We start from the raw sequence: 22,236 nt of genomic DNA, 5'->3' as shown, positions 1-22,236 counted from the left end.
ATCCTTTAAAAAATCTGTCGTTTATAACCCATCACGGGGGGGGCGCGCCAGTGCCGAATAGTCAAAACGTGGAATTTCGAGGTGAAAAAAGATGGCAAGCAGGCGTGTAATGAAGATGAATGCCATGGTGACGGCCACGTTAAGGTGATGCGCCAGATGAAAATGAACCAGCGTGATATAAAGCGCGGAACCTGCGAGTGCAATTACCGCGTAGAGTTCGCGGCGCAGTACCAGCGGGATGTCGTTACAGAGTATGTCGCGCAGCATGCCGCCACAAATACCGGTTATCATGCCGCTGACAATACCGATGGCGGGACTCATACCAAGGTTCAGCACTTTTTCCGTTCCAAGAATCACAAACACGGCAAGCCCCAGGGCATCCAGTACCAAAAAAGCCGTGCGCAGGCGCGAAAGTGAGCGGGCCATGATAATGGTGATAACGGCAAAGGCCGAGGTGTACAGAAGGTACTCAGGATTAGTCACCCAGATAGTGGGGTGCGTATTGAGCAGGACATCGCGCACCGTACCGCCACCCAGAGCGGTTATGGCTGCAATCAGAATGACCCCAAAAAAATCCATCTGTTTGCGCCCGGCTGCAATGGCGCCGGTCATGGCTTCCACACAGATACCAAGAATAAACAACGCCTGCAGGGTCATGAGAGCTTCTGTGAAAATTATTGCGCATCATAGCATAAAAGCGGGTAACCATTCACCATGTTCACCGAAAAGCCATATTTGGCGCATCTTGTGTGAACGCATTACAAAAAACTGCTCACATACCGGTGTATGCTGCGCTTTTTTTGTAATGCGTTCGCACAACCTGCACTCAAATCTGACTTTTCCCCTAAAGCATTCAAAATGTGGTGAATAGTTACAAAAGCGGTAAGGCGTCCTGCGGCCTGTCCGCAGAACGCCTCACCTTCAGGCTTCGGCAGGCAGCGGAACGTTGAAATATTTCGCCGAAGAAAATGCGATATCCACAATGCGCTCTGACTGGGAATCTTCGACTTCAAGATTCGCGAGGTCATTCACGAGATCGGACAAAAACAGAGGGATATTCATGGACGGAGGTGCCACGGCACAGAGTGCCACCGCGCGCCGAAATACATGATGCAGTACGGTTTTGTCGATGACGAGGCTGTTTGGCGGGATTTGAAACGTGCCGGCCAGTTCGCCAAAGAGCAGCCAGCCTGGAGCGACTCCGAGTTTCAAAGCAATTTCCAGCACTTTGGACGGATCGGGAATCGTTTCACCACGCAGGTATTTGCGGCAGATTTGTACGGAGTGCCCGCTGATTTCAGCAAGCTTGTGGATGCATACACCCGAAGTAGAACGTTGCGACTGGTGGCCACACGCAAGCATGGCGTCTTTAAGCCTTGCAGCAAATGCTGCTGGAAGTACGGTTGGGTCCATAATGATTGACTGTATATCGATAAGGGAGCTGCAGTCTATCAAACATCAACAGTTGATGCAAACGCAATAAAAACGAAATCAAAAGTTTCTTTTCGTTATGAATATTGACATCCCGTTCTCTATCGCTATAATGCCCCCCGAAGCCGATGGAAAACGCTTCGAGAGTCCAAAATCCGGGTAGCTTTCTCCTCCGCGAGGAACGCAGAGGGGAAGCTGCCCACATGGAAGTACGGTGGTTGTCACGGCAGTCCACCTCGCGAAATAACCCTGGGCCTGAATCACCGGCGATTCGGGCCTTGTCTTTGTAATTTCTAAAGTGAACTATACTCTAAGCCATGGGTTCCTTTTATTAATCCAGGATACGTTTCGCTGAGTGTCTTCGTTTTGGAGAGAGCGACAGCCATGACAGAGAATGAATCACGCAAAACGCTTCATCCGATTATTCTGCTGGACTATGTTCCACGGGTTGTTGGGCATATTCTGCTGTGTATCGTACTGATTATCACCATTGCCAGTCAGGGGAGAGAAATCTCGGATGCCGCGATGCTCTTTGTCTTCCTGGAAGCCCTGGTCTGGCCTCATATTGCATTATTTCTGTCATGGCGCAGCCCAGATCCTAAAAAAATGGAATATCGCCTGCTGCTGCTCGACTCCTTGATAGCCTGTATCTGGATTCCGTATGTACATTACAGCTTTTGGCCATCTATTACGGTTGTTGTTGCCACCCTTATGGCCATACTGTGCGTTGGCGGCTGGAAACTCGGGCTCAAGAGTCTTTTTGCCAACGCGGTTGGAGTATTAATTGGTGCCTCAATATTCGAGCATCAAGTCGATTTAAACAGCAACCTTACCATTTCAATCAGTTGTGCCAGTGTGATAATTCTTTTCTCTGCCACAACAGGGTATATGACCTATTACCGTGCACGGATAACAAAGAATATACGTAACGCGTTAAAGGCGGTTAATGCTGAAAAGGACTTCTTAATTGGGGCACTCAATGCATCCAAAGACGCGCTCGAAGAATCTTTAAATGAACTTAGACAGTCAAAGGCACAACTGGTTCAATCTGAAAAAATGGCGGGTATCGGGCAGCTGGTGGCTGGAATCAGTCATGAAATAAATACTCCAGCCGGAGCCATCGCGGCCGCCATTGATGAAATTAATTCAGATTATGTGACTTTGCTGAAAGCGCTGATGAACATTGTTAAATCCATCCCGCTGGAGCTGCAAACCACGTATTTTGAAATCTGTAATAAGACGCTCGTCATCCCAAATGAATTTAATACCATGGAAATTCGAAAAATTGCTTCTGAAATTGAAGGTGAGCTTTCAAAAAATAATATCAGTGACTGCAGGATGCTGTGCAAAAATTTGGCGTCAATCGGTTTTCATGCGGAAAATGTTGATGAAATGATGCCATTAATCAGCTCTGAATTTAGAAGCGAGATATTCGAATCCATTTTTATGCTTGGAATGACACGCATTCATACCAGAGACATCAAAATTGCCATTGAAAAAATTCTATCACTGGTTAAAGCCTTAAAACTTTTTTCTCGCTCAGATCAGGAGCAGTATACCTGCACTGATTTGCATGAGGACATGGATACCACCCTGATGATTCTTAAAAACAGACTAAAACAGGGTGTAACGGTCATTAAGGAATTTGACGTGATTCCAAAAGTCGAATGCATTGCAGAGCGACTGAATCAGGTGTGGCTTAACATGATTAACAACGCGATTGAAGCAATGAAAGGCAAGGGTACGATTATTATACGCATCAAGCCGTATGGCGATGAGCATGTATGCATAGAGTTTGAAGACGATGGACCCGGTATTCCTTCAGATGTCCTCCCCAGAATTTTTGAAGCATACTATACCACTAAACCAAAAGGTGAAGGTACGGGGCTTGGTCTTTATATTTCACACGATATAATCACACATCATGGCGGAAGTATTGATATAGAAACCAGTGAAAAAGGAACTCTTTTTCGAATCGTAATTCCTATCAAAGAGACGATAAAAAATGAACAGCCAGACGATCAAGAAACCCACGATAATCTGCGTGGATGATGAGAAAATCATACTCGACGCACTGAATCGTCAGCTTCAACGACATTTTGGCGATCAGTATGAATATGAATTTTGCGAAAGTGCAGAGGAAGCGCTGTCACTTATTGAGGAATTAACTCAGGACGATTATAAGGTTATCATGGTGATTTCCGATCAGATTATGCCCGGAATCTCTGGTGATGAGTTTCTTATCAATGTCCAGCAAAAGTACCCCGACACCATAAAAATCCTGCTGACCGGGCAGGCGTCACTTGACTCAGCCATTCAGGCAATTAATAAAGCAAACCTCTACCGCTACATTAAAAAACCATGGAATGAAAGTGATTTTTTACTGACGGTTGCCAAAGGACTGCAGGAATACAACTTATTGGAGTGTACGATAAAACAGGCTGAAGTGTTTGAAAAATTTTTCCCTAAAAAATTTCTCGAGTGTCTTTCAAGAAAAGATATTCTTGACGTGCAACTTAGCGATCATGCTCAGCTGGAAATGAGCATCATGTTTACTGACATTCGTCACTTTACAACAATTTCCGAGTCCATGGGGCCTGAAGAAAGTTATTCGTTTATCAATAATTATCTCAGCTATGTCGAGCCCGTCATACAGCAAAACAATGGCTTTGTGGAAAAGTATCTGGGCGATGCGGTTATTGCGTTATTTCATCATGCAGATGATGCCTTGAAAAGCGCGGTAGATTTGCAACTGGCACTGACGAAATTTAACGAAGACAATAAAGAAAAACCTTATGCGCCCATATCAGTTGGTATTGGCATGCATTCAGGAATGCTTATGCTTGGTATTGTTGGTGTCGAAAGCCACATGCAGGGCATTGTCATTTCAGATGCTGTAAATGCCGCATCACGTTTACAGGATTTAGCCGGTAAATATGAGCTCTCAGTAGTCGTGAGTGATGAGTTTATTAACCGTTGTACCGTATTGCCAGAAGCTGGTGTGCATCAGCGTTTTTTAGGTGAGGCGTTGTTAAAAGGGAAACGCCATAAAACGAAACTCTCAGAAGTCATTCTTCAAGGCTCTTCAAGCGATGCCGATTTAAAGGTTGCAACGATTGCTGATTTTGAAGAGGGTGTCAGGTATTTTCAGGCACAACAGTTTGCACAGGCATGCGTGAAATTCAAGAGTGTTTCAGAGGTTAATCCTCAGGATAAGGTGACACAAATGTACCTCAAACTTTCTGCTGAATACATGCTGAAAGGAGTTCCTGAGAACTGGGACTGTACGGCTTTTGTGGTTTAAAGGGGAGTGTCAGCATCTGGACTTAGAAATTGCAGTCTGGCCAGTTCTGCAAAATATCCAGGCGTTTTCACGAGGGTGTCAAATATGCCCTGCTGAATGATATCTCCTCCCTGAAGGACAAAAATTTTGTCGGTGTATCGTAGTGTTGAGAGGCGGTGCGCAATAATGAGCTGCGTAATCCGCTGTGTTCTCAGGTAATCTTGAATTTTTGCCTGGTTGCTGCTGTCGAGCGCGCTGGTTGCTTCATCGAGAAAGAGAATTTTTGGCTTTTTGATGAGTGCTCTTGCCAGAATAATACGCTGTACCTCGCCTCCTGAGAAGGATTGCATGCCTTCGTTAATGAAGGTGTCCATTTCCATGGGAAAAGACTTCAGCATTTGTTCGAGTCCCAGGGTGTAAATGATATCCCACGCATCTTTGCGTGTGAGCGATGGGTCGCTTCCAATAATATTTTCGAGGATGGTGCCAGGCACGAGTGTGCTTTTCTGGGACACAACGCCTACCTGTTGCCGAAGCATGCTGAGATTGATGAGTTCCATGTCAAGCCCATCGTACAATATCTTTCCTGATGACGGCTTTTCAAGGCCAAGTAAAAGGCGAAAAAGTGTTGATTTTCCACATCCTGATGCCCCGGTAATACCTATCGCTTCACCAGGCGCTATGTGCATGCTGATATTTTTGAGGATGGGCGCCTGACTTTCATCATAGCGAAAAGAAAGATTCTTGATGACAATATCACCTTCTAACTCAATGCGTCGAACCACGGCGTCCCCCGGTTCGGTTTCAGACTGAAAAATTACCATTGATTGCTCAAAAATGGGGATGACTTCAATGAGCGAGGAAATGAAAAAAGACAGTCCGAGGAGGGCCGTGAAAAATTGGGTGAATGCGGCGTTAAACGCCACAAAATCCCCTGTACTTCCGGGATGCGCCTCTAAATAATACGCGACAAATATAATGAGCGTCATCACGAGCAGGAGTGACTCGTTGATAATGTGAATAAGAATATGCACGCTTCCCGCTTTTGTTTTTGCATGCAGCATATTGGAAAAATACTCAGCCCACTGGTTAAACGCACGAAATTCTGTGGCTGAAACTTTATATTTGATAATACCGGTCACGCTCTGGAAGACCATGCCGGCCTGTTTGGACAGGAATTTATAGATTACGCGAACATGCAGCAGAAGCTTTCGGTTCAGTATGTACAGCAGAATAAGTGACAGGAGAAATCCACCTGTCGCCATACAGGCAAGCAGTGGGTCGTAATAAAACATCAGTATCAGCGACAGCATTGAGAGAACAGCACTGAAAATGGAGAGTATGGCAGACTGTGTCAACATTTCCTGAATAGTACCCATGGCACTGGCTCTAAAAGCGATTTCACCCGACTGATATCTGCGAAAAAAATTTGAAGACAGTTTTAGAATTCTATCCCACATCGCGGGCTCAAGGGTGGCCTGCACTTTAAAGCGGAGATGGAGCAGGAGCAGTGCCTGATTGAGTGACAGAATCGTATAAATGACCGCGTTTACCAGAAGGGCAATGCCAAGTTGGGTAATAAATCCAGTGCCTGAGAGTGTATTCAGATTATCAAACAGGTATCCCATGGTGACAGGCAGCATCATCATTAGAATGAGCATGACCGTTTGCAGCAATGCAGTTGCTGCCAGCGCCTTTCTTACAGGATGCAGGACAAAGCGAAAAATCTCTCTTGCCGAAAGGCTATGGTTCGGCAGCGGTTTGGTAAAGGCCCATGCATCGACAGACAACGCCTCACAGGGTTTATCAATGATGAAGTCACCATGAACAGGGCTTGAAAGCCGGTATTTTCCGCCTTTTACAGGTGATAACTGGCAGGGGCTGTGTTTATAAAAACCCAGCAGAATACCACAATCGCGTGTCCACCAGTTGTTACTGAGGTGAATCTTGCGAATGCGCACCCTTGATTGCAGCGAGACAAGGTTCATAACTGTCTCAATGCCGTCCGAGATGGAAAAGTCTGGAAAAGTGAGGGTAATGTCCTGACTGGAAGCAACCTCGCGACAGACATGAATGAGCAATTCTTTTTCATCCTGAAACGCCTGAAGCGGGACATATCCATCCCCCATTACATGATGGATGCGCACCAGTCCTGAGAGAATGCGTTTCGTGTCTTTGGGGTTCATGACAGAAAATCCTTTTGCACAAACTCATAATAGCGACCGCGTTTTTCCATCAAAGCCTGATAGCTGCCAAACTCGATGACCGAACCGTCTTCTATCACCATGATTTCATCGCAGTGTCGCAGGGCACTCAGACGGTGAGCGATAATGATGAAGCTGCATTGCATGGCGCGAAGATTATTATAAATCTGAGCCTCGGTGACGGAGTCAAGCGCGGAGGTGGCTTCATCCAGCAGCATGAGTTCAGGCTTTCGGAGAATTGCTCTGGCAAGCTCAATGCGCTGCGCCTGACCCGTACTCATATTGCGCCCGCCTTCGGTGATGTGAAAGTCAAGTCCTCCCTTGGTTTTGACAATATCTACTGCACAGGCGGCTTCAAGCGCTTCATAAATGGCTTTATCAGAAATACTGGTATCCTTAAAGGTCAGGTTGTCGCGAATGCTGCCCTCAAAGAGAAACGTATTTTGATCAACATACGCAATGTGTTTAAATAAATCGGTCGGGTCGTAATCCTGAATTGGAATGCCGCGAAACAGAATACTCCCGGACCATGGCTCATAAAGCCCACAGATAAGGTTTGAAAGCGAGGATTTCCCACTGCCGGAAACGCCTGTTATGGCAAGGCTTTTACCACGCTTCAGTGCAATATCAAGACCGAGAAGGACTGGCGCTTCAATTTTGGAATAGCCAAACATGATATCTTTAATCTCAAGGAGAAACTCGACATTCTCCTTCGCAGGCGGCGTTTCGGCTTTTGCAGGTGTTGAGGCGGAATTAATGTCAATAATGCGCAGCAAATCGGCTTTTAACTCATTGAGCTCAAGTAATGCTTCGATAACAGTTTTCACCGGTGTCGCAAAGGTCAACAGCAGTGTGTAGATGGCTATCATGCCTCCCGCCGTCATACTGCCCTGAGTAATAAAGTAGCTGCCCACGATGACCAGAGTCACCAGATTAATAAAGTACAGGGCACCAGGAATTGATGAGACCCATGCGTTATAGAGTTCAAGTGTTTGCCGAGACTCCATAAGCCGTGCCTGATAACTGGCCCATCGCATGAAAAACTGATTTTCCGCACCGCGAAACCGCAACTCCTCAATAATATGAATGCCATTGTATTCAATACCAAATAGTTTGGCTTTGTCCTGGGATACACGCCTGCCGGCATCAACAATTTTGCGCTTTAAAAAAAATAAAACAAGGATATTGATGGCGGTAATAAATGCCGTAATAAATCCGATAACAGGATTAATCATGAAAATAAAAATCGTATAAATAGTCACGCTCAGCATATCCGTAAATGCTTGAGGAAATCTTTCGGTTATTGTTTGTGCGATTTTGTCATATATGGTTACTCGGTTTGCAATGTCCCCTGTTGAACGCTGGATGAAGAAAGGCATGGGCAACTGCAGTATCTTCCAAAAAAATTCCGGTATTTTTTGAATTGAAAATCGAATTTGATAACGAAGAATAAAGACCTGCTGAATGCGTGTCAGAATAATGACAGATACAGTTGCTATGCCCATTCCAGCTACACAGCCAACCATCCATTGTTTTTGATTGTTGATGAGTACATCATCGACATAAACCTTCAAGAAAAAAGCGAGCGATGACAGGGGTATGGACAATAGGATCGTGATGAAAAAAAGGTACAAAATATCTTGAAATTCTCCACGCAAATAACTTGAGAAAAGCGCGAGTATGGAGCGTTCTTTATGTCCGCCTTTTTGAAAGTCTTTTCCTGGATTTAGAAGAAGTACAACTCCAGTAAATCCCTTATCAAATTCATCTATGGAGATACTTCTTGGTCCTGTGTCCGGGTCGTTTATCCAAACCTTTTTATCACCAACTTCTTCAACAACGATATAATGCTCAAATTTCCAGAACACAACAAAGGGTGTCTTTTTATAGCGCAGAGAATCAATGTCGCTAATCCGCGTTCCTTCGGCCTCCATGCCAAAATTTCGTGCGGCTTTTATGATGTTAATTGCTTTAGAGCCATCTCGAGTCACGCCACAGGCTTCCCGTGCTTTTTCCGGTGAAATATGTAATCCATGATAGGCAAGGATAATGGACATACAGACAGCCCCACACTCCATCGCATCCATCTGCAGAATGGTCGGCGTTTTAGCACGTTTATGGCGAACCTCTGGTTCCGCCAGGGTGAAATCAAATTCAACCATCAGAATTCACCAGCCAGTTTTTTGCCGATTTTGCGACAGGTATGATGACAGAAATCGGCGTTTGTTTTTTCACAATGATATGAACATCAGCAACTGCTCCTATCGTAATTTTTGCTGCGGGGCCCTGAGAGGTTGTCCAGCGATAGCCACTTGGATTGGCTGGCTTTTTTTCAAGCTTAATGCGCACCTCAAACACAGGCCCCTGTTGTAGAAACAGCTGTACAAATTCAGGGTTTTCCAGGTGATTCTCAATGCTTTTTTTACTGACGGGCATTTCACTGACAAAATAGACCTTGCCCATGAGGCCACCGTATTTTAGTGCATCAATGTGTTTTGGAAATACTTTGGCTGGCATGCCAGGTGCCAGTTTTTTACCGTATCTGGCCGGTACAAACGCAAGTACCTCAAGCGTATTGCTGGCCGTAATAATGTCAGTTATTTTATGATTTTTGGCGAGGTAATCCCCGGTATTTGCGTAATTTGAATAGATAATACCATCCGTTGGGCTGAGTATGTTTTTTTCAATTGCAGAACGTCCCTGTAACCTGCGTAGACTGAATTCAGCCTGCATAACCTTGTTTTCCTGGTCACGTATTTTTACCTTCCACGATTCGATATAATCACTGAGATTTTTTTTTAAGTCATTAATATCATTTTCGGTATTTGTTATATCTTCGATGGTGTCTAAATAGTTTATGCGAGTTTGAGAGACGTCTAAAAGGGAGATAATGCCCTTTTTAAAAGCAGCTTCCTGAACGACTAATAAAGTAGAAAGATGTGTTTTTTTTGACTCCATTGTGGTGAGGATATTTTGAAGCTTATTGCGCGAATACTCGGTTTCTTTTTCCCGGTCGCTGATTTCATTTTTTGCAAGGTTTTCGAGTGTGCTGAGTTTCTCTTTTTCTTTTTTGAGTTCACGTTCCAGGGCGTCAATTTTCTGATTGATAACGGGACTTTTTAAAGAGGCCAGTAAATGACCTTTGGTGATTTTTTCTCCGGGCGTGACATACATTTTTTCTACATAGCCGCCTTCCTCTGGCGACATGACGCTAATGATTTCAGCGTCTTTTGCAAGCAGCACGCCTTCCCCGGCTACCTGTGTAGTGATGGTGCCAAATAAAACCCAGAGTATACCGCTCAAAAACAGGATAAGGAAGGTAAAAGGATAGAGCCACGCAACCGGCCTCAGAATTTTAATGGCTTCCTGATATTCGTCTTTATGATGAAGCTGCTCTATGGCCTCTTTGCGATAGGCGTCTGTTTCTTTCATCGCATTTTCTCGTAGACAATCCTGAGTCTATGAGCCAGAACGGGTAACAACTGCAGTCCAATTTCAGGATAGGCATGCATCTGAGTGGTAAAATCCCACTCGGAGATAAAAACGGCTTCAACCTCATCGATAGCCCTTACCGATGCCGTGGTTTTGAGCTTGTCGATAACTGAAATCTCGCCGATGATATCGCCTGCGGAAAGCTGAGTCAGGGTCAGAATTTTATCGGGAGCAAGCTGCTTAAAAATTTCTACAGTTCCCTTTTTCAGGATAAATATCCCGACCGGGTCAACCCCTTCATCAATGATGATTTCCATCGGTGAAAATGTGCGTATTTGCGCGAGACATGCCAGTGGCCACAAGGCATTTTTGCTGAGCATGCTGAAAAAGGAAGACTGTTTTAAGAACGCATATACATCCAGATGCTCCTGCGTTGAGTTATCCATGGCAGGCCTTATAAAATAGGTGTTCCATAGGCTCAGTATAGCTCATTTAAACGCGGTTGAATCGAAATTTAGCAGTTTAGAGGAGTGTGTGACGGATTTGTGGGGGGATGAGAGGCCCGCTTAAAGGGCCTGCTGCATCTATTGGCAACTCTTTATGGGTAGTTAGAATGCCGTTGTACCGACATTATTTCGATATTTATCGAACAGGTATAAATGCTCTTGATACCGTTGCCTTATCCTCGAATTGTTGGAACTTTGACGTAAGCGCCACCTTTTCCTCCAGCTTCTCCTTCGACGGGGCGGGTCAATTGAATAACCAGTTTTCCAGCCTCAAGCAGTTCCAGTGTTGAATCTGGCAGATTGTTCGCTTTACATTCAAAGTCATGTACGAGCTTTTTAATCGCACTCTCTCGATTCATCTCAGTGTTCCTCCAGTAATACTTCCTGTAAACAGATTGAGTGTCCTTACACTTTTAAGTATAGTTCACAATTTTTTGTTTGCATAAAAAATACACAAAAAAATGTATCGTTAAGAAGATATTCAGCGGGTGTATTTAGCCGTTATTATGCGCATTGACTATCTTCAAATGGTACTTTGATTTGGCATCGGTATAGTGTGTGCAAGGCCTGATGGTGAATTAGAGGCCCGTTTGCCGGGCCTGCTGCATCTACCGACTATCCATTCAGGTTAGATTGAATGCCGGGATACCGGCATGGTTTGAATGTATTTGACAAGGCGTTAACTTTTTCCCGACAGCGGTTCTTAAGGTCGGATTCTTGGGACAGCTATTTTTACGCCCGCCCCTTTTCCTCCAGCTTCCCCCTCGACAGGACGAGCCAGTTGAATAACGAGTTTTCCCGCTTCCAGTAATTCCAGTGTGGAATCCGGCAGGTTATGTGCTTTACATTCAAAGTCATGAACCAGCTGTTTAATGGTGCTTTCACGATTCATCGTTGTGTTCCTCCAACATTGCTTCCTGCAAACAGGTTTAGCATCCTTACTAACTTTTAGTATAGTGCACAACCCCCAAGATGTATAAAAAATAAACAAAAATACATCTGTTAGAAGATGGCCTGCGTGTATCCATCCTACTAAATTCTTTTAAATGCAATAATTTATTTAAAAATGGCACCGTAGCCTGCGCTGATAAGCGCGGGACAGGATGCACAAGAAAACATCCGGCCAACGGCGATTCCCGATACCGGGCTTCGCGGCACTCAGCCCAGACCACATAAAAGCCTATTAAATACAATGGCTTATTTGGAAGCGGTAACTGCCTTGAGTTTTTGGCTCAAGATAGTTGCTATATGATGCAATTACAGTCTTAACTGATATTCAGATTTGGCATCGTTATGGGGTGTGCAGCGGGCTTAATGGAATGAGAGGCCCGTTTACAGGGCCTGTTGCGTCTGTCAGCGAGCTTTTTAGGGTAATTAAATGCCTAAATGCCGGCATGGTTTGCACATATCTGACAAAGTGATAACAGTCTTAAAGAAAGTTATTCTTATGGCTTGACTCTTTGTCTGGCAACTTGTACTCCCGGGTCTTTTTTTCCTCCAGCTTCTCCATCAACGGGTCGAGCCAGTTGAATAACGAGTTTTCCAGCCTCCAGTAGCTCAAGTGTGGAGTCCGGCAGGTTATGTGCTTTACATTCAAAGTCATGAACCAGCTGTTTAATGGTGCTTTCACGATTCATTGCTTATTTCCTCCAACAGCGCTTCCTGCAAAACAGGGTGAGCATCCTTACTAGCTATAAGTATAGTGCATATATTTCGATTGATTGGATTTTAATCAAAAAATTCTGCAGCTTTACTTCAGGAGGATGGTTCCCTGTTCGCATTAAGGGTTTCTGTGTTATCAATCAGCCGAATATCACCAATCTTAACCGCCACAAAGCGGCGCCCCGCATGCTCCTCCAGATAATCGACTGCAATCCCTGCCGCTTCAAGGGCGTTTCTGGTCGCTTCAAGGGGGCTGCCTGCATGAAAAATGCGGGCAAAGGTGTCGGCTGTCTGGCGTTCTTCGGCATTGAGGCGCCGGTTGCGTGAGCTGAAGGGGAGGCCAGAGGCTTCACGGATGGTCGGGCAGACGATGATGTCTGTTTCAAGAAAGAAGGCCTTTACCATGGCGCTCACCAGAGACGCCTGCTGGTAATCTTTCTCCCCAAAGTAAGCGCGTGTGGGGCGGGTGAGATTCAAGAGTTTCAACACCACCGTCAGCATGCCGGTGAAATGCCCGGGACGACTGTTGCCTTCCATGGGGAGTGCCAGGCGGTTTTCCTGCACCTGAAAGCTGAAATCATCAGGATACATCTCGGAGGGGTCTGGATGAAAACAATATGCCACCCCGGCCTTCTCAAGAAGCGCAAGATCGTCATCAAGGGTACGCGGATAAAGCCGAAAATCAGCTTCAGCATTAAACTGGGTTGGATTGACAAAAATACTTGCAATTGTGCGTGTATTTTCAGCAACACTGCGCTCCAGTAAGGAAAGGTGTCCCGCATGCAGGTTGCCCATAGTGGGCACAAAACCGGTTGTAAGGGATGCTGAGGGGGTGCGCAAAGCCTCGCGCAGCTCCGAAACGGTACGCAAACAGCGCATGGTTTACTCCTGAAAAGCGTGAATTTCTGCCGGATAATGCTGTTTGCGAACCGCATCAGCATACTGGTTGATGGCTTCAAGCAGCAGGGGCTCGCTCTCTGCGAAGCGGCGCACAAATTTGGGCTTGAAAACCGACTGCAGGCCAAGGGCGTCATGCCAGACCAGTACCTGACCATCGGTATCAGCGCCGGCGCCAATGCCGATGGTCGGAATTTTGGACTGTGCTGTGATGACTTTTGCCAGTGTTTTGGGTACGCATTCAATCACCAGTGCAAAACATCCAGCCGCTTCGAGTGCCGCTGCCTGTTGCAAAAGACGCTTTGCATCCGCATCATTGCGGCCCTGCACGCGAAAGCCGCCCAGCTGGTGAACCGATTGCGGCGTCAGGCCAATATGCCCCATGACCGGCACGCCAGACTGTACCAGATGATAAATGGTTTCGCAGGTATCGGCATCACCGCCTTCAATCTTGATGCCATGAGCGCCTGCCTGCATCAGGCGCAGCGCGTTATGTACGGTCTCAGCGCGGGATGCACGGTGCGCGAGAAAAGGCAGGTCGGCCACCAGAAACTGTGTCTTTAGCCCGCGCGCGACCGCTGCCGTGTGCAGTACCATCATCTCCATGGTCGCCATAACGGTACTCGGGTGTCCATGCACCGCCATGGCAACCGAATCGCCAACCAGAACGCAGTCAATGGTCGATTCGGCAACCGTGCACGCTGAGGGATAATCGTAACAGGTGAGCATGCAGATTTTATCCTGCCGCTCTTTTTTACGCTGAAAATCCTGAATTTTCATATTTCCCCCTTCGGCTCGAAGGGGAAGGATGTTGCTGCAGGTACCTGTCGCATGATCAAGTCCTCCTTATAAAAAAGCACTGGAAAAGTCGCCGCACGCGAGTCGCGAGTCGACGCATCGCCGCGATGATAAGCCATGGCGGGGGCGCCGACAATAGAAGGATGCCCCGGGATGAAACCTGCAGTATAATGTGCTTTTTTTAACGGAGTTCGCATGCAGCCTGATGTTTACCTCACCCAGCCCGGCGAGCACGCCCTGAGCCTTGAGGGTGGCGCGGGCGTTATTGAGGCTGTTTTAACGGTGCCCCCCGAGCCACGTGCGGCAGTGGCCTTTCTTGGACATCCTAACTCGCTTCAGGGCGGCAGCATGCAAAACAAGGTGGTTACCACCATGGCGCGCGCCTTTCGTGATGCGGGCGTTCCCTCGCTGCGCCTTAACTTTCGCGGTGTTGGGCGCTCGGAGGGCGTATACGATAACGGTATCGGCGAGAGTGAAGATCTGCTGGCTCTTGCGCGGCACTGGCAAGAAGAGCGTCCAGGCGATAAAACCGTATTTGCCGGTTTTTCCTTTGGGTCCTGGGTGACGTATCGGGTGGCGGCACGTTTGCCGCATGCGCAGCTTTTCTCGATAGCCCCTCCGGTAGACCGCTATGATTTCAAGACCTTTACGCCTGCGCCATCGCCCTGGGACGTGTTCATGGGCGATGCGGATGAAGTGGTCGATTTCGCTGAGGTCGAGGCTTTTTGCACGCAGGAAAACCTGCCTCTGCACCGTTTTCAAGGCACCGGGCACTTTTTTCATGGCAAACTGCTCCTGCTTCGTGACGCTATCGCCGCGACTCTCGCGCAAAGGGATATTCCATGAGCCTGCTTGCGGCTTATGAACATGCGATTGCTGTCGGCACGATGAGTGATGTAGCGGCTCAGCGCGAGGTACTGGTCCATTTTCAGCGGCTCGCCGATGCGCTCACCGGCACAAGGCGGCGCTTCCCCTGGCAGCGGGTGCCGCAGATACAGGGCATTTACCTGCATGGCCCGGTTGGCAGCGGTAAGACGTCGCTCTTGGATATGTTTTTGCAGCAGCTTCAGGGGGTGGCGGTCGGGCGCTTTCACTTTCATCAATTCATGCAGCAGGTAGATGCGCGCCTGCGCGCACTGCAGGGGCAGTCCGACCCTCTGCGGCGCATTGTGGCGCAATATGCAAAGACCACGCGTCTTTTATGCCTTGATGAATTTCTGGTGCAGGATGTGGCACACGCGATGATGCTCGCTGAACTCTTAAAAGCACTTGCAGCGCACGAAGTGGTGCTGGTTGCAACCTCGAATACCGCTCCAGAAAACCTGTATCTAAACGGCGTACAGCGCGACCGTTTTCTGCCCGCTATCGTATTGCTGCAGACGCATTGTGAAGTGCTGGAGCTGGTATCCGGCCAGGATTTTCGTTTGAAAAACACCGCAGGCAGTGGCACCTGGTATACGTTGGACGAAGAAAATCAGATGCGCGAAGCGTTTTTTGAGCGTGACCCGCATGCCGAAAAAGACCTCATGCTCAATGTACAAAACCGCCCGATTCCCGCGCGCTACTGCGGCGCATACAGCGTCTGGTTTGCATTTGAGACGCTTTACAACCTGCCGCGCAGCACGCTCGATTATCTTGAAATCGCACACCGCTTTGATACCGTTTTTATAGACGAGCTGCCTGACCCTTCAGCCATGAGTTCCACCCAATGCCTGTTATTCGCACAGTGCATGGATGTGTTCTATGATAACGGCGTACGTATGGTGGTGCGTTCGGCGGCGCGGCCGGATGCCTTTTTGACGACTGAGCCGTTTGCGAGCACCTGGCAGCGTACGGCGAGCCGTCTTCAGGAGATGCAGTCGGAGGCGTATTTTTTCCATCATCTGGCGCGCCGGGTGGATGTTCTCCAGTGAGTACCTTGAAAATGAGAATGATTCTCGATATCATTTATACAGTGGCGATTTTTCCTGTGGATGCGTGACCATGGTAACACTTTCAGAATTAACGATGGGTGAGCGCGCCCGCCTTACGGGGTTTGGGGCGACACCTCCCGGCTATCGCCGGCGACTCCTGGCGCTTGGGATTACGCCAGGTGTTGTGATTTCCGTTGTGCGCGTGGCTCCCCTCGGATGTCCGGTACAGATTGATGTACGCGGCACGGCACTTTCGCTGCGAAAGGCGGAAGCCAGTGGCCTTGAGTGGGAGCGCTTCTAATGCACATCGTGCTCGCGGGAAACCCCAATTGCGGTAAAACCACCCTTTTTAATGCCTTGACCGGCTCGCACCAGCGCGTGGGAAACTGGCCAGGTGTTACGGTCGAGAAAAAAAGCGGCGCCTGCACGCTCAATGGCCAGAGTGTTGAAATCACCGATTTGCCTGGCGTGTATTCACTCGTGGCTGCGGGTTCTGGCAGCGAGGATGAGCGCATTGCCGCACACGCACTTGAAACGCTTCATCCTGACTGCATTGTAAACGTTATCGATGCCTGCCATCTTGAGCGCCATCTCTACCTGACAAGCCAGCTGCTGGAGTCCGGTGTGCCGGTGGTCGTGGCACTTAACATGACCGATATCGCCACCCAGCGCGGTATCACGATTGACGCGTCCATGCTTGCCCGCACCCTGGGTTGCACTGTGGTTGCCATTCAGGCGCATAACGGTACGGGCCTTGCTGCGCTCAAAGACGCAATTGCCGCGCCAAAAGCCCCGCCAGCCCCGCTGGCGCTGGCACTTTCTCCCGAGATGGAACAGCTGCTTGCGCATCTAAAAAATCTGCTGCTGGAGGAATACGCTGAGAGCGGGCGCGAAGAAAGCCTCGCGCGCCGCCTGATGGAGGGGGACGAAGCCTTGCTGGCCCGTTATCCGGCGATGCGCGCGCACCTCCATGCAACAGATGCCGATCTCCTGCTCGCTGATGCGCGTTTCAGCGCCATTCACGCCATCGTCCAGAAGGCCGAATCACGCTCTTCGGATGCCAGTGAGCATTTTACGGCGCGCCTTGACCGCCTGGTGCTGCACCGTGTGCTTGCGCTGCCAATTTTTCTTGCAGTCATGTACCTCATGTTTTTATTTGCCATCAACATTGGCGGCGCTTTTCAGGATTTTTTTGATATCGCGACCGATACGCTCTTTGTGCAGGGAACAGCAGCACTGTTGACCACGTGGCACGCACCTGGCTGGGTGATTGCGATGCTTGCTGACGGCGTTGGCAAGGGCATTAATACCACGCTGACATTCATTCCGGTGATTGGTGCGATGTTCTTTTTTCTCGCACTGCTCGAGGCCTCGGGCTACATGGCGCGCGCCGCCTTTGTGGTCGACAGGCTCATGCGCGCCATGGGCCTGCCTGGCAAATCGTTTGTGCCGATGATCGTGGGTTTTGGCTGTAATGTGCCGGCCATCATGGCCGCGCGTACCCTTGATACGCGCGAAGACCGCCTGCTCACGGTGGTGATGAGTCCGTTCATGTCCTGCAGTGCACGCCTTGCAATTTATGCGGTGTTTGTCGCGGCGTTTTTCCCGTCTGGCGGGCAAAATGTGGTGTTTTCACTGTATCTCACAGGCATTGGCATGGCCGTCCTCACGGGCCTTTTGCTGCGTAAAACCTGCCTGAAGGGAGAGGCTTCTCCGCTGATTCTGGAGCTGCCCGCCTATCACCGGCCAGCCTTTAAGCGTCTCCTGCGTGAGACCCACTGGCGGCTCCGTCATTTTGTACGCCGCGCCGGGCGCATGATTATTCCGGTGTGTGTGCTTCTAGGCGGACTGAACGCCTTGACCCTCAGCGGGGATTTCAGCGCAGGTGAGGCTCATACCGGTTCAGTACTGTCCTGGCTTGGTCAATGCCTCACACCGCTTTTTGCACCACTGGGGCTGCATGCTGACAACTGGCCGGCAACCGTCGGGCTGCTTACGGGCATGCTGGCGAAGGAAGTGGTGGTGGGCACACTGAATTCTCTCTATGCTCAGATTGGACATCTTACAGCGGCTGACGCGGCACACTTTGACCTTCTAGCGGGATTGCGCGAGGCGTTTTTATCCATTCCGCATAACCTTGCGGGGCTTGGGTCGGCGTTCGCCAATCCCATTCTTGCAAGTGCCCCCGACAGCGAAGTGTCAAAGACGGTTTATGGCATGATGTATACCCGTTTTGACGGTCAGGCGGGGGCGTACGCCTATCTTCTGTTTATTCTGCTCTATATCCCCTGCGTATCCACAATGGCAGCCATTCGTGAGGAAGCAAGCCGGCGCTGGATGCGGTTTTCAGTGCTGTGGTCGTTTTTTGTGGCCTATGCGGTGGCAGTCGGCTTTTATCAGCTCGCGACATTTTCCGCGCACCCGCTCGCCAGCATGCTGTGGATAGCGGTTTTCGCAGTTGCGATACTCGGGATTGTGAAATGGCTCAAACGGGGATATCTTGACGAGGGAGGTCCGCATGCTTTTGCAAATCCGTGATTACCTCGCTCGTGAAAAGGTCGCAAGCCTGCAGCAGATAGCACGTGCCTTTCGCGTTGACAGTGATGCCCTTGAGCCCATGCTTGCCATCTGGGAGCGGCGCGGCGTGATTCGTGCCAGAGGTGCTGGCAGCACCTGTAAGGGAGGATGTGTGCGTTGCCCGGTAGTGTATCAGTACGTACCCTGAACCGGTTGTAAATGTAAAGATTGTGCAATGCCTGAAATGTCAGTTGTCATCCAGCCCCTGTTTCAGGCTAGAATATAACCAGTACCGCAAAAAAGGTTGTGTGACATGGCGCTTCCAGGTGAACCGGATGATAATCAGCTCCTGATGGATGGGGCAGAAACGACAAATCCTGAAGAGGATGCAAGACAGCTCGAATGGCGCTGGGCGAGCTTCGCGCTTGAAGTGCCGCAGCTTGCTCTGCCACCAGAGACGCCGCCTGTTATTGTGCAGCCAGAGCAGCTGACGGCGGATGCGTACGAGTTTGTCTATCCTATTCGCCGCAGCGTCTCTGAGAGCGGCGGAATGCTGCTTGAAACATCCAAGGGTGCTGACATGTTTCATGTCGGCATGTCCATGTGCCGGCTGTTTATGACTATCGAAAAGATGTTCAGCCACGTGATTGAGAGCCTCGAAGCGCAAAACATCGCACCTGATGAGGAAGTACAGGTCATCCTGTACGGTGATGAGCGTGCGAAACGAAAAGGCTTTGAGGTGCTTATCAACTGCTCAAGAAACCTTATCAGCGACTTTGACCCGGGCGCCTGGGGTTCACTGTATCTCCAGCTCGTTAAAACTCACGCCGCAATGGGCAAGGGGTATCCGCCCGAATCCCCGCGCGACACCTTTCGACAGGTCTATGGTGCCACGCCAGGCGGCGGTGGTGTGCCTTCACGCTGACGAGATTGTTAATCTCGTGATTATCACGCTTTTCGCCTCTCCATCGCAGTGATATACTCCCCACGGATTTTTTCTCTGTGCTACAATTAAGGTTTGTTGACGTTTGGTTTCCAGCCGTGTCGCCAACTGTCAACAGTTCCTAAAGACTATTTTCCAATAAGGAAGGGCTACCTGCCGTGAATCGACAACGACCTGTGAACCTGGACCTTGGGACCCTGCGCTTTCCTCCCATGGCGATTGCCTCAATTTTACACCGTCTGACCGGTCTTGCATTGTTCGTGCTGACCCCGTTTCTTATTTATCTGCTGTCCGTGTCGCTCGCGTCCGAAGCTTCTTTCGCGCGGGCACAGGCACTCGTTGCCATGCCGCTCTGGAAGTGCGTGATTTGGGCGTTCGCCTGTGCGCTCTTCTATCATGTGCTGGCAGGCATTCGCCATCTCGTGATGGACTTCGGAGTGGGGGAGTCCGTTGAGGGCGGTCGCAAAAGCGCCATCGCGGTCATTGCACTGGCAGTCGTGTATGCCTTTTTGCTGGGGGTCTGGTTATGGTAACGAATGTTACAAGTTTAACGGGAAATGGCCTGCGTGACTGGCTGATTCAGCGAGTTTCGGCCGTTTATCTCTTGTTTTATATCGTAGTGCTGACCTGTGCGGCGTCAACGCATGCAACCGATTACGCAGCCTGGCACACCCTTTGGCAGGGTATGGGGATGCGGGGGCTGACGCTTGTCGCTCTCATCATGCTGTCGCTGCATGCCTGGATAGGTCTTTGGACCGTGACTACCGATTACCTGAAATGCACGGCAATACGTCTCGGAGCACAGTTGATGATTGGCTTTGGGCTGGTTGCTCAGTTTATATGGGCGGTATACGTTGTATGGGGGCAGTAAGCATGCACATTCCACAATATACGTTTGACGCGCTGGTAATCGGCGCTGGTGGTGCCGGTCTTCGTGCCGGGCATCAGCTTTCAGCACTTGGGTTTAACACCGCCATTCTTTCCAAGGTGTTTCCCACCCGTTCGCACACGGTATCTGCTCAGGGCGGCATTACCTGTGCGCTCGGTAACGCGCATCCTGATGACTGGCGCTGGCACATGTACGATACGGTCAAGGGAGCGGATTATATCGGCGACCAGGACTGCATCGAATACCTCTGCAAAACCGGTCCGGAAGCGGTTTATGAGCTTGAGCACATGGGGCTGCCGTTTTCCCGCATGGATAACGGGCGCATTTATCAGCGTCAGTTTGGCGGACAGTCGAAAAACTTTGGGGGCGAGCAGGCGGCTCGTACCTGTGCGGCGGCTGACAGAACCGGGCATGCGCTGCTGCACACCCTGTATCAGCAGAACCTCAAAGCCCATACCCGTATTTTCAGCGAATGGTTCGCCCTCGATTTTGTTCGTAATGCGAACGGACGCATCACGGGAGTGACCGCGCTTTGCATCGAAACCGGTGAAGTGGTCTATTTCGCATCACGCGTGTGCGTACTCGCGACCGGGGGGGCGGGGCGTATTTTCCAGTCAACAACCAATGCCTACATTAATACCGGTGATGGTTTCGGGATGGCGCTGCGTGCCGGCATTCCGCTTCAGGACATGGAAATGTGGCAGTTCCACCCGACCGGCATTGCCGGTGCCGGTTCGCTGGTGACAGAAGGGTGTCGCGGCGAGGGCGGTTATCTTGTTAACCGCGATGGTGAGCGTTTTATGGAGCGTTATGCGCCTCATGCCAAAGATCTCGCCTCGAGGGATGTCGTGGCGCGCTCGATGGCGCTTGAAATGCGTGCCGGTAAAGGATTTGCTCCGGGCGGGGTTGATTATGTCAAACTGAAGCTCGACCATCTTGGCGCCGACCTCATTAAATCGCGCCTGCCAGGCATTCGCGAACTGTCAATGAAATTCGCAGGCGTCGACCCGGTTTACGAACCGATTCCAGTCGTACCGACCTGTCATTATACCATGGGGGGTATTCCTACCAACCGTCACGGTCAGGTGCTCACTCATCAAAATGGCGAAGATAAAGTGGTCGAAGGACTGTATGCCGTTGGTGAATGCGCCTGCGTATCCGTGCATGGTGCAAACCGCCTTGGCGGTAACTCACTTCTTGACCTGGTGGTCTTTGGTCGTGCGGCGGGTCTGCACATTGAAGAACTGCGTCAGTCTAACGCGTTGCCGGATTTGGCCAATGCCTCTAATGATGACGTTGAAGCCTCACTTACGCGCTACATGCGCTGGGAAAATTCCCAAAGCGGCGGTGAGTCGCCTGCTGCCATTCGTGCTGACATGCAGCGTGTGATGCAGGAAGATTTTGGTGTGTTTCGCACAGGCGAAGTCATGGAGCATGGCCTTCACCGCCTCGAAGAGTTGCGTGAGCGCCTGAATCATGCCTGGCTGCAGGATAAGAGTGCCGTGTTCAACACCGAGCGTATTGGTGCGCTGGAGCTTGATAACCTGCTGGCGACCGCCTGCTCAACGGCCCGTTCGGCGCTTGCACGCACAGAAAGCCGTGGCGCGCACAGCCGTGAAGATTATCCGAAGCGTGATGATGTCAACTGGATAAAACACACCCTTTACCTTATGGAGGGTGATGCCATTGATTATCGTCCTGTGAACATGTCGCCGCATTTTGTGGAACCGATGGAACCCAAAGAACGCGTTTACTAGAGAG

At 49.6% G+C, this 22,236-nt stretch carries 22 protein-coding genes; 11 read left to right on the top strand and 11 right to left on the bottom strand.

What is annotated here, in order from left to right; all coding sequences use genetic code 11:
• Positions 1–21: 21 nt before the first annotated feature.
• Together E4T54_RS05175 and E4T54_RS05170 are read right to left on the bottom strand one after the other, a co-directional pair.
• Positions 22–657: a trimeric intracellular cation channel family protein gene (locus E4T54_RS05175; RefSeq protein ID WP_028385899.1), complete on the bottom strand. Its 636-nt coding sequence runs from the start codon at positions 655–657 to the stop codon at positions 22–24.
• Positions 658–921: 264 nt separating this feature from the next.
• Positions 922–1,413: a helix-turn-helix domain-containing protein gene (locus E4T54_RS05170; RefSeq protein WP_028385897.1), complete on the bottom strand. Its 492-nt coding sequence runs from the start codon at positions 1,411–1,413 to the stop codon at positions 922–924.
• Positions 1,414–1,815: 402 nt separating this feature from the next.
• On the opposite strand from E4T54_RS05170, the gene E4T54_RS05165 reads away from it, so the two are divergent.
• Together E4T54_RS05165 and E4T54_RS05160 are read left to right on the top strand one after the other, a co-directional pair.
• Positions 1,816–3,483: an ATP-binding protein gene (locus tag E4T54_RS05165; protein WP_028385896.1), complete on the top strand. Its 1,668-nt coding sequence runs from the start codon at positions 1,816–1,818 to the stop codon at positions 3,481–3,483.
• Positions 3,437–4,735 (top strand): adenylate/guanylate cyclase domain-containing protein, encoded by a 1,299-nt coding sequence (locus tag E4T54_RS05160; protein ID WP_081776703.1) that lies wholly within the window; start codon positions 3,437–3,439, stop codon positions 4,733–4,735. Before E4T54_RS05165 ends, E4T54_RS05160 begins: the two co-directional genes overlap by 47 nt.
• Here the strand turns inward: E4T54_RS05160 and E4T54_RS05155 are convergent.
• From E4T54_RS05155 to panB, 9 genes are all read right to left on the bottom strand, one after another.
• The gene (locus E4T54_RS05155; RefSeq protein ID WP_028385895.1) at positions 4,732–6,900 is read right to left on the bottom strand and encodes an ATP-binding cassette domain-containing protein; all 2,169 of its coding nucleotides are present in this window, start codon (positions 6,898–6,900) and stop codon (positions 4,732–4,734) included. The genes E4T54_RS05160 and E4T54_RS05155 overlap by 4 nt on opposite strands.
• Positions 6,897–9,080: a cysteine peptidase family C39 domain-containing protein gene (locus E4T54_RS05150; RefSeq protein ID WP_028385894.1), complete on the bottom strand. Its 2,184-nt coding sequence runs from the start codon at positions 9,078–9,080 to the stop codon at positions 6,897–6,899. The genes E4T54_RS05155 and E4T54_RS05150 overlap by 4 nt, the downstream gene beginning before the upstream one ends.
• Complete coding sequence (locus E4T54_RS05145) at positions 9,073–10,350, bottom strand: NHLP bacteriocin system secretion protein (RefSeq protein WP_028385893.1); 1,278 nt, start codon at positions 10,348–10,350, stop codon at positions 9,073–9,075. Before E4T54_RS05145 ends, E4T54_RS05150 begins: the two co-directional genes overlap by 8 nt.
• Positions 10,347–10,796, bottom strand: coding sequence for a Crp/Fnr family transcriptional regulator (locus E4T54_RS05140; protein ID WP_028385892.1), 450 nt, complete (start codon positions 10,794–10,796; stop codon positions 10,347–10,349). The genes E4T54_RS05145 and E4T54_RS05140 overlap by 4 nt, the downstream gene beginning before the upstream one ends.
• A 233-nt stretch (positions 10,797–11,029) precedes the next feature.
• Complete coding sequence (locus E4T54_RS05135) at positions 11,030–11,215, bottom strand: hypothetical protein (protein WP_028385891.1); 186 nt, start codon at positions 11,213–11,215, stop codon at positions 11,030–11,032.
• A 344-nt stretch (positions 11,216–11,559) separates the two neighbouring features.
• On the bottom strand, positions 11,560–11,748 hold the full coding sequence (locus E4T54_RS05130; protein ID WP_035901825.1) for a hypothetical protein: 189 nt from the start codon (positions 11,746–11,748) through the stop codon (positions 11,560–11,562).
• A 553-nt stretch (positions 11,749–12,301) separates the two neighbouring features.
• Positions 12,302–12,493: a hypothetical protein gene (locus E4T54_RS05125; RefSeq protein ID WP_035901824.1), complete on the bottom strand. Its 192-nt coding sequence runs from the start codon at positions 12,491–12,493 to the stop codon at positions 12,302–12,304.
• Positions 12,494–12,611: 118 nt separating this feature from the next.
• Complete coding sequence (gene panC, locus E4T54_RS05120) at positions 12,612–13,397, bottom strand: pantoate--beta-alanine ligase (RefSeq protein ID WP_035901822.1); 786 nt, start codon at positions 13,395–13,397, stop codon at positions 12,612–12,614.
• Positions 13,398–13,400: 3 nt separating this feature from the next.
• Positions 13,401–14,195: a 3-methyl-2-oxobutanoate hydroxymethyltransferase gene (gene panB / locus E4T54_RS05115; RefSeq protein WP_028385890.1), complete on the bottom strand. Its 795-nt coding sequence runs from the start codon at positions 14,193–14,195 to the stop codon at positions 13,401–13,403.
• 213 nt (positions 14,196–14,408) lie between these two features.
• Here panB and E4T54_RS05110 point away from each other — a divergent pair, with 213 nt between their 5' ends.
• The 9 genes from E4T54_RS05110 (at position 14,409) to sdhA (ending at position 22,232) form a co-directional block, all read left to right on the top strand.
• A complete protein-coding gene (locus E4T54_RS05110; protein WP_028385888.1) occupies positions 14,409–15,059 on the top strand; it encodes an alpha/beta hydrolase in 651 nt (216 codons plus the stop codon).
• Positions 15,056–16,126: a cell division protein ZapE gene (gene zapE, locus E4T54_RS05105; RefSeq protein ID WP_028385887.1), complete on the top strand. Its 1,071-nt coding sequence runs from the start codon at positions 15,056–15,058 to the stop codon at positions 16,124–16,126. The genes E4T54_RS05110 and zapE overlap by 4 nt, the downstream gene beginning before the upstream one ends.
• 70 nt (positions 16,127–16,196) lie before the next feature.
• Complete coding sequence (locus E4T54_RS05100) at positions 16,197–16,427, top strand: FeoA family protein (RefSeq protein ID WP_028385886.1); 231 nt, start codon at positions 16,197–16,199, stop codon at positions 16,425–16,427.
• Positions 16,427–18,664, top strand: coding sequence for a Fe(2+) transporter permease subunit FeoB (gene feoB, locus E4T54_RS05095; RefSeq protein ID WP_051550817.1), 2,238 nt, complete (start codon positions 16,427–16,429; stop codon positions 18,662–18,664). Before E4T54_RS05100 ends, feoB begins: the two co-directional genes overlap by 1 nt.
• Positions 18,645–18,851 (top strand): FeoC-like transcriptional regulator, encoded by a 207-nt coding sequence (locus E4T54_RS05090; protein ID WP_028385885.1) that lies wholly within the window; start codon positions 18,645–18,647, stop codon positions 18,849–18,851. Before feoB ends, E4T54_RS05090 begins: the two co-directional genes overlap by 20 nt.
• A 105-nt stretch (positions 18,852–18,956) precedes the next feature.
• Positions 18,957–19,568, top strand: a complete 612-nt coding sequence (locus tag E4T54_RS05085; protein ID WP_035901806.1) for a hypothetical protein — start codon at positions 18,957–18,959, stop codon at positions 19,566–19,568.
• A gap of 176 nt (positions 19,569–19,744) precedes the next feature.
• Positions 19,745–20,119 (top strand): succinate dehydrogenase, cytochrome b556 subunit, encoded by a 375-nt coding sequence (gene sdhC, locus E4T54_RS05080; protein WP_028385884.1) that lies wholly within the window; start codon positions 19,745–19,747, stop codon positions 20,117–20,119.
• Positions 20,113–20,457 (top strand): succinate dehydrogenase, hydrophobic membrane anchor protein, encoded by a 345-nt coding sequence (gene sdhD / locus E4T54_RS05075; RefSeq protein WP_028385883.1) that lies wholly within the window; start codon positions 20,113–20,115, stop codon positions 20,455–20,457. The genes sdhC and sdhD overlap by 7 nt, the downstream gene beginning before the upstream one ends.
• A 2-nt stretch (positions 20,458–20,459) precedes the next feature.
• Positions 20,460–22,232, top strand: coding sequence for a succinate dehydrogenase flavoprotein subunit (gene sdhA / locus E4T54_RS05070; RefSeq protein WP_028385882.1), 1,773 nt, complete (start codon positions 20,460–20,462; stop codon positions 22,230–22,232).
• The last annotated feature ends 4 nt before the right edge of the window (positions 22,233–22,236 follow it).

It is taken from the genome of Legionella geestiana (assembly GCF_004571195.1).
GTDB classification, from domain to species: Bacteria; Pseudomonadota; Gammaproteobacteria; order Legionellales; family Legionellaceae; genus Legionella_B; species Legionella_B geestiana.
This window is presented reverse-complemented; position numbering and strand designations above follow the sequence as displayed.

Bases quoted from the DNA above. Each gene is read 5' to 3' on its own strand.
- E4T54_RS05175 (WP_028385899.1), bottom strand. From the start codon at position 657: ATGACCCTGCAGGCGTTGTTTATTCTTGGTATCTGTGTGGAAGCCATG.
- E4T54_RS05170 (WP_028385897.1), bottom strand. From the start codon at position 1,413: ATGGACCCAACCGTACTTCCAGCAGCATTTGCTGCAAGGCTTAAAGAC.
- E4T54_RS05165 (WP_028385896.1), top strand. From the start codon at position 1,816: ATGACAGAGAATGAATCACGCAAAACGCTTCATCCGATTATTCTGCTG.
- E4T54_RS05160 (WP_081776703.1), top strand. From the start codon at position 3,437: ATGAACAGCCAGACGATCAAGAAACCCACGATAATCTGCGTGGATGAT.
- E4T54_RS05155 (WP_028385895.1), bottom strand. From the start codon at position 6,900: ATGAACCCCAAAGACACGAAACGCATTCTCTCAGGACTGGTGCGCATC.
- E4T54_RS05150 (WP_028385894.1), bottom strand. From the start codon at position 9,080: ATGGTTGAATTTGATTTCACCCTGGCGGAACCAGAGGTTCGCCATAAA.
- E4T54_RS05145 (WP_028385893.1), bottom strand. From the start codon at position 10,350: ATGAAAGAAACAGACGCCTATCGCAAAGAGGCCATAGAGCAGCTTCAT.
- E4T54_RS05140 (WP_028385892.1), bottom strand. From the start codon at position 10,796: ATGGATAACTCAACGCAGGAGCATCTGGATGTATATGCGTTCTTAAAA.
- E4T54_RS05135 (WP_028385891.1), bottom strand. From the start codon at position 11,215: ATGAATCGAGAGAGTGCGATTAAAAAGCTCGTACATGACTTTGAATGT.
- E4T54_RS05130 (WP_035901825.1), bottom strand. From the start codon at position 11,748: ATGAATCGTGAAAGCACCATTAAACAGCTGGTTCATGACTTTGAATGT.
- E4T54_RS05125 (WP_035901824.1), bottom strand. From the start codon at position 12,493: ATGAATCGTGAAAGCACCATTAAACAGCTGGTTCATGACTTTGAATGT.
- panC (WP_035901822.1), bottom strand. From the start codon at position 13,397: ATGCGCTGTTTGCGTACCGTTTCGGAGCTGCGCGAGGCTTTGCGCACC.
- panB (WP_028385890.1), bottom strand. From the start codon at position 14,195: ATGAAAATTCAGGATTTTCAGCGTAAAAAAGAGCGGCAGGATAAAATC.
- E4T54_RS05110 (WP_028385888.1), top strand. From the start codon at position 14,409: ATGCAGCCTGATGTTTACCTCACCCAGCCCGGCGAGCACGCCCTGAGC.
- zapE (WP_028385887.1), top strand. From the start codon at position 15,056: ATGAGCCTGCTTGCGGCTTATGAACATGCGATTGCTGTCGGCACGATG.
- E4T54_RS05100 (WP_028385886.1), top strand. From the start codon at position 16,197: ATGGTAACACTTTCAGAATTAACGATGGGTGAGCGCGCCCGCCTTACG.
- feoB (WP_051550817.1), top strand. From the start codon at position 16,427: ATGCACATCGTGCTCGCGGGAAACCCCAATTGCGGTAAAACCACCCTT.
- E4T54_RS05090 (WP_028385885.1), top strand. From the start codon at position 18,645: ATGCTTTTGCAAATCCGTGATTACCTCGCTCGTGAAAAGGTCGCAAGC.
- E4T54_RS05085 (WP_035901806.1), top strand. From the start codon at position 18,957: ATGGCGCTTCCAGGTGAACCGGATGATAATCAGCTCCTGATGGATGGG.
- sdhD (WP_028385883.1), top strand. From the start codon at position 20,113: ATGGTAACGAATGTTACAAGTTTAACGGGAAATGGCCTGCGTGACTGG.
- sdhA (WP_028385882.1), top strand. From the start codon at position 20,460: ATGCACATTCCACAATATACGTTTGACGCGCTGGTAATCGGCGCTGGT.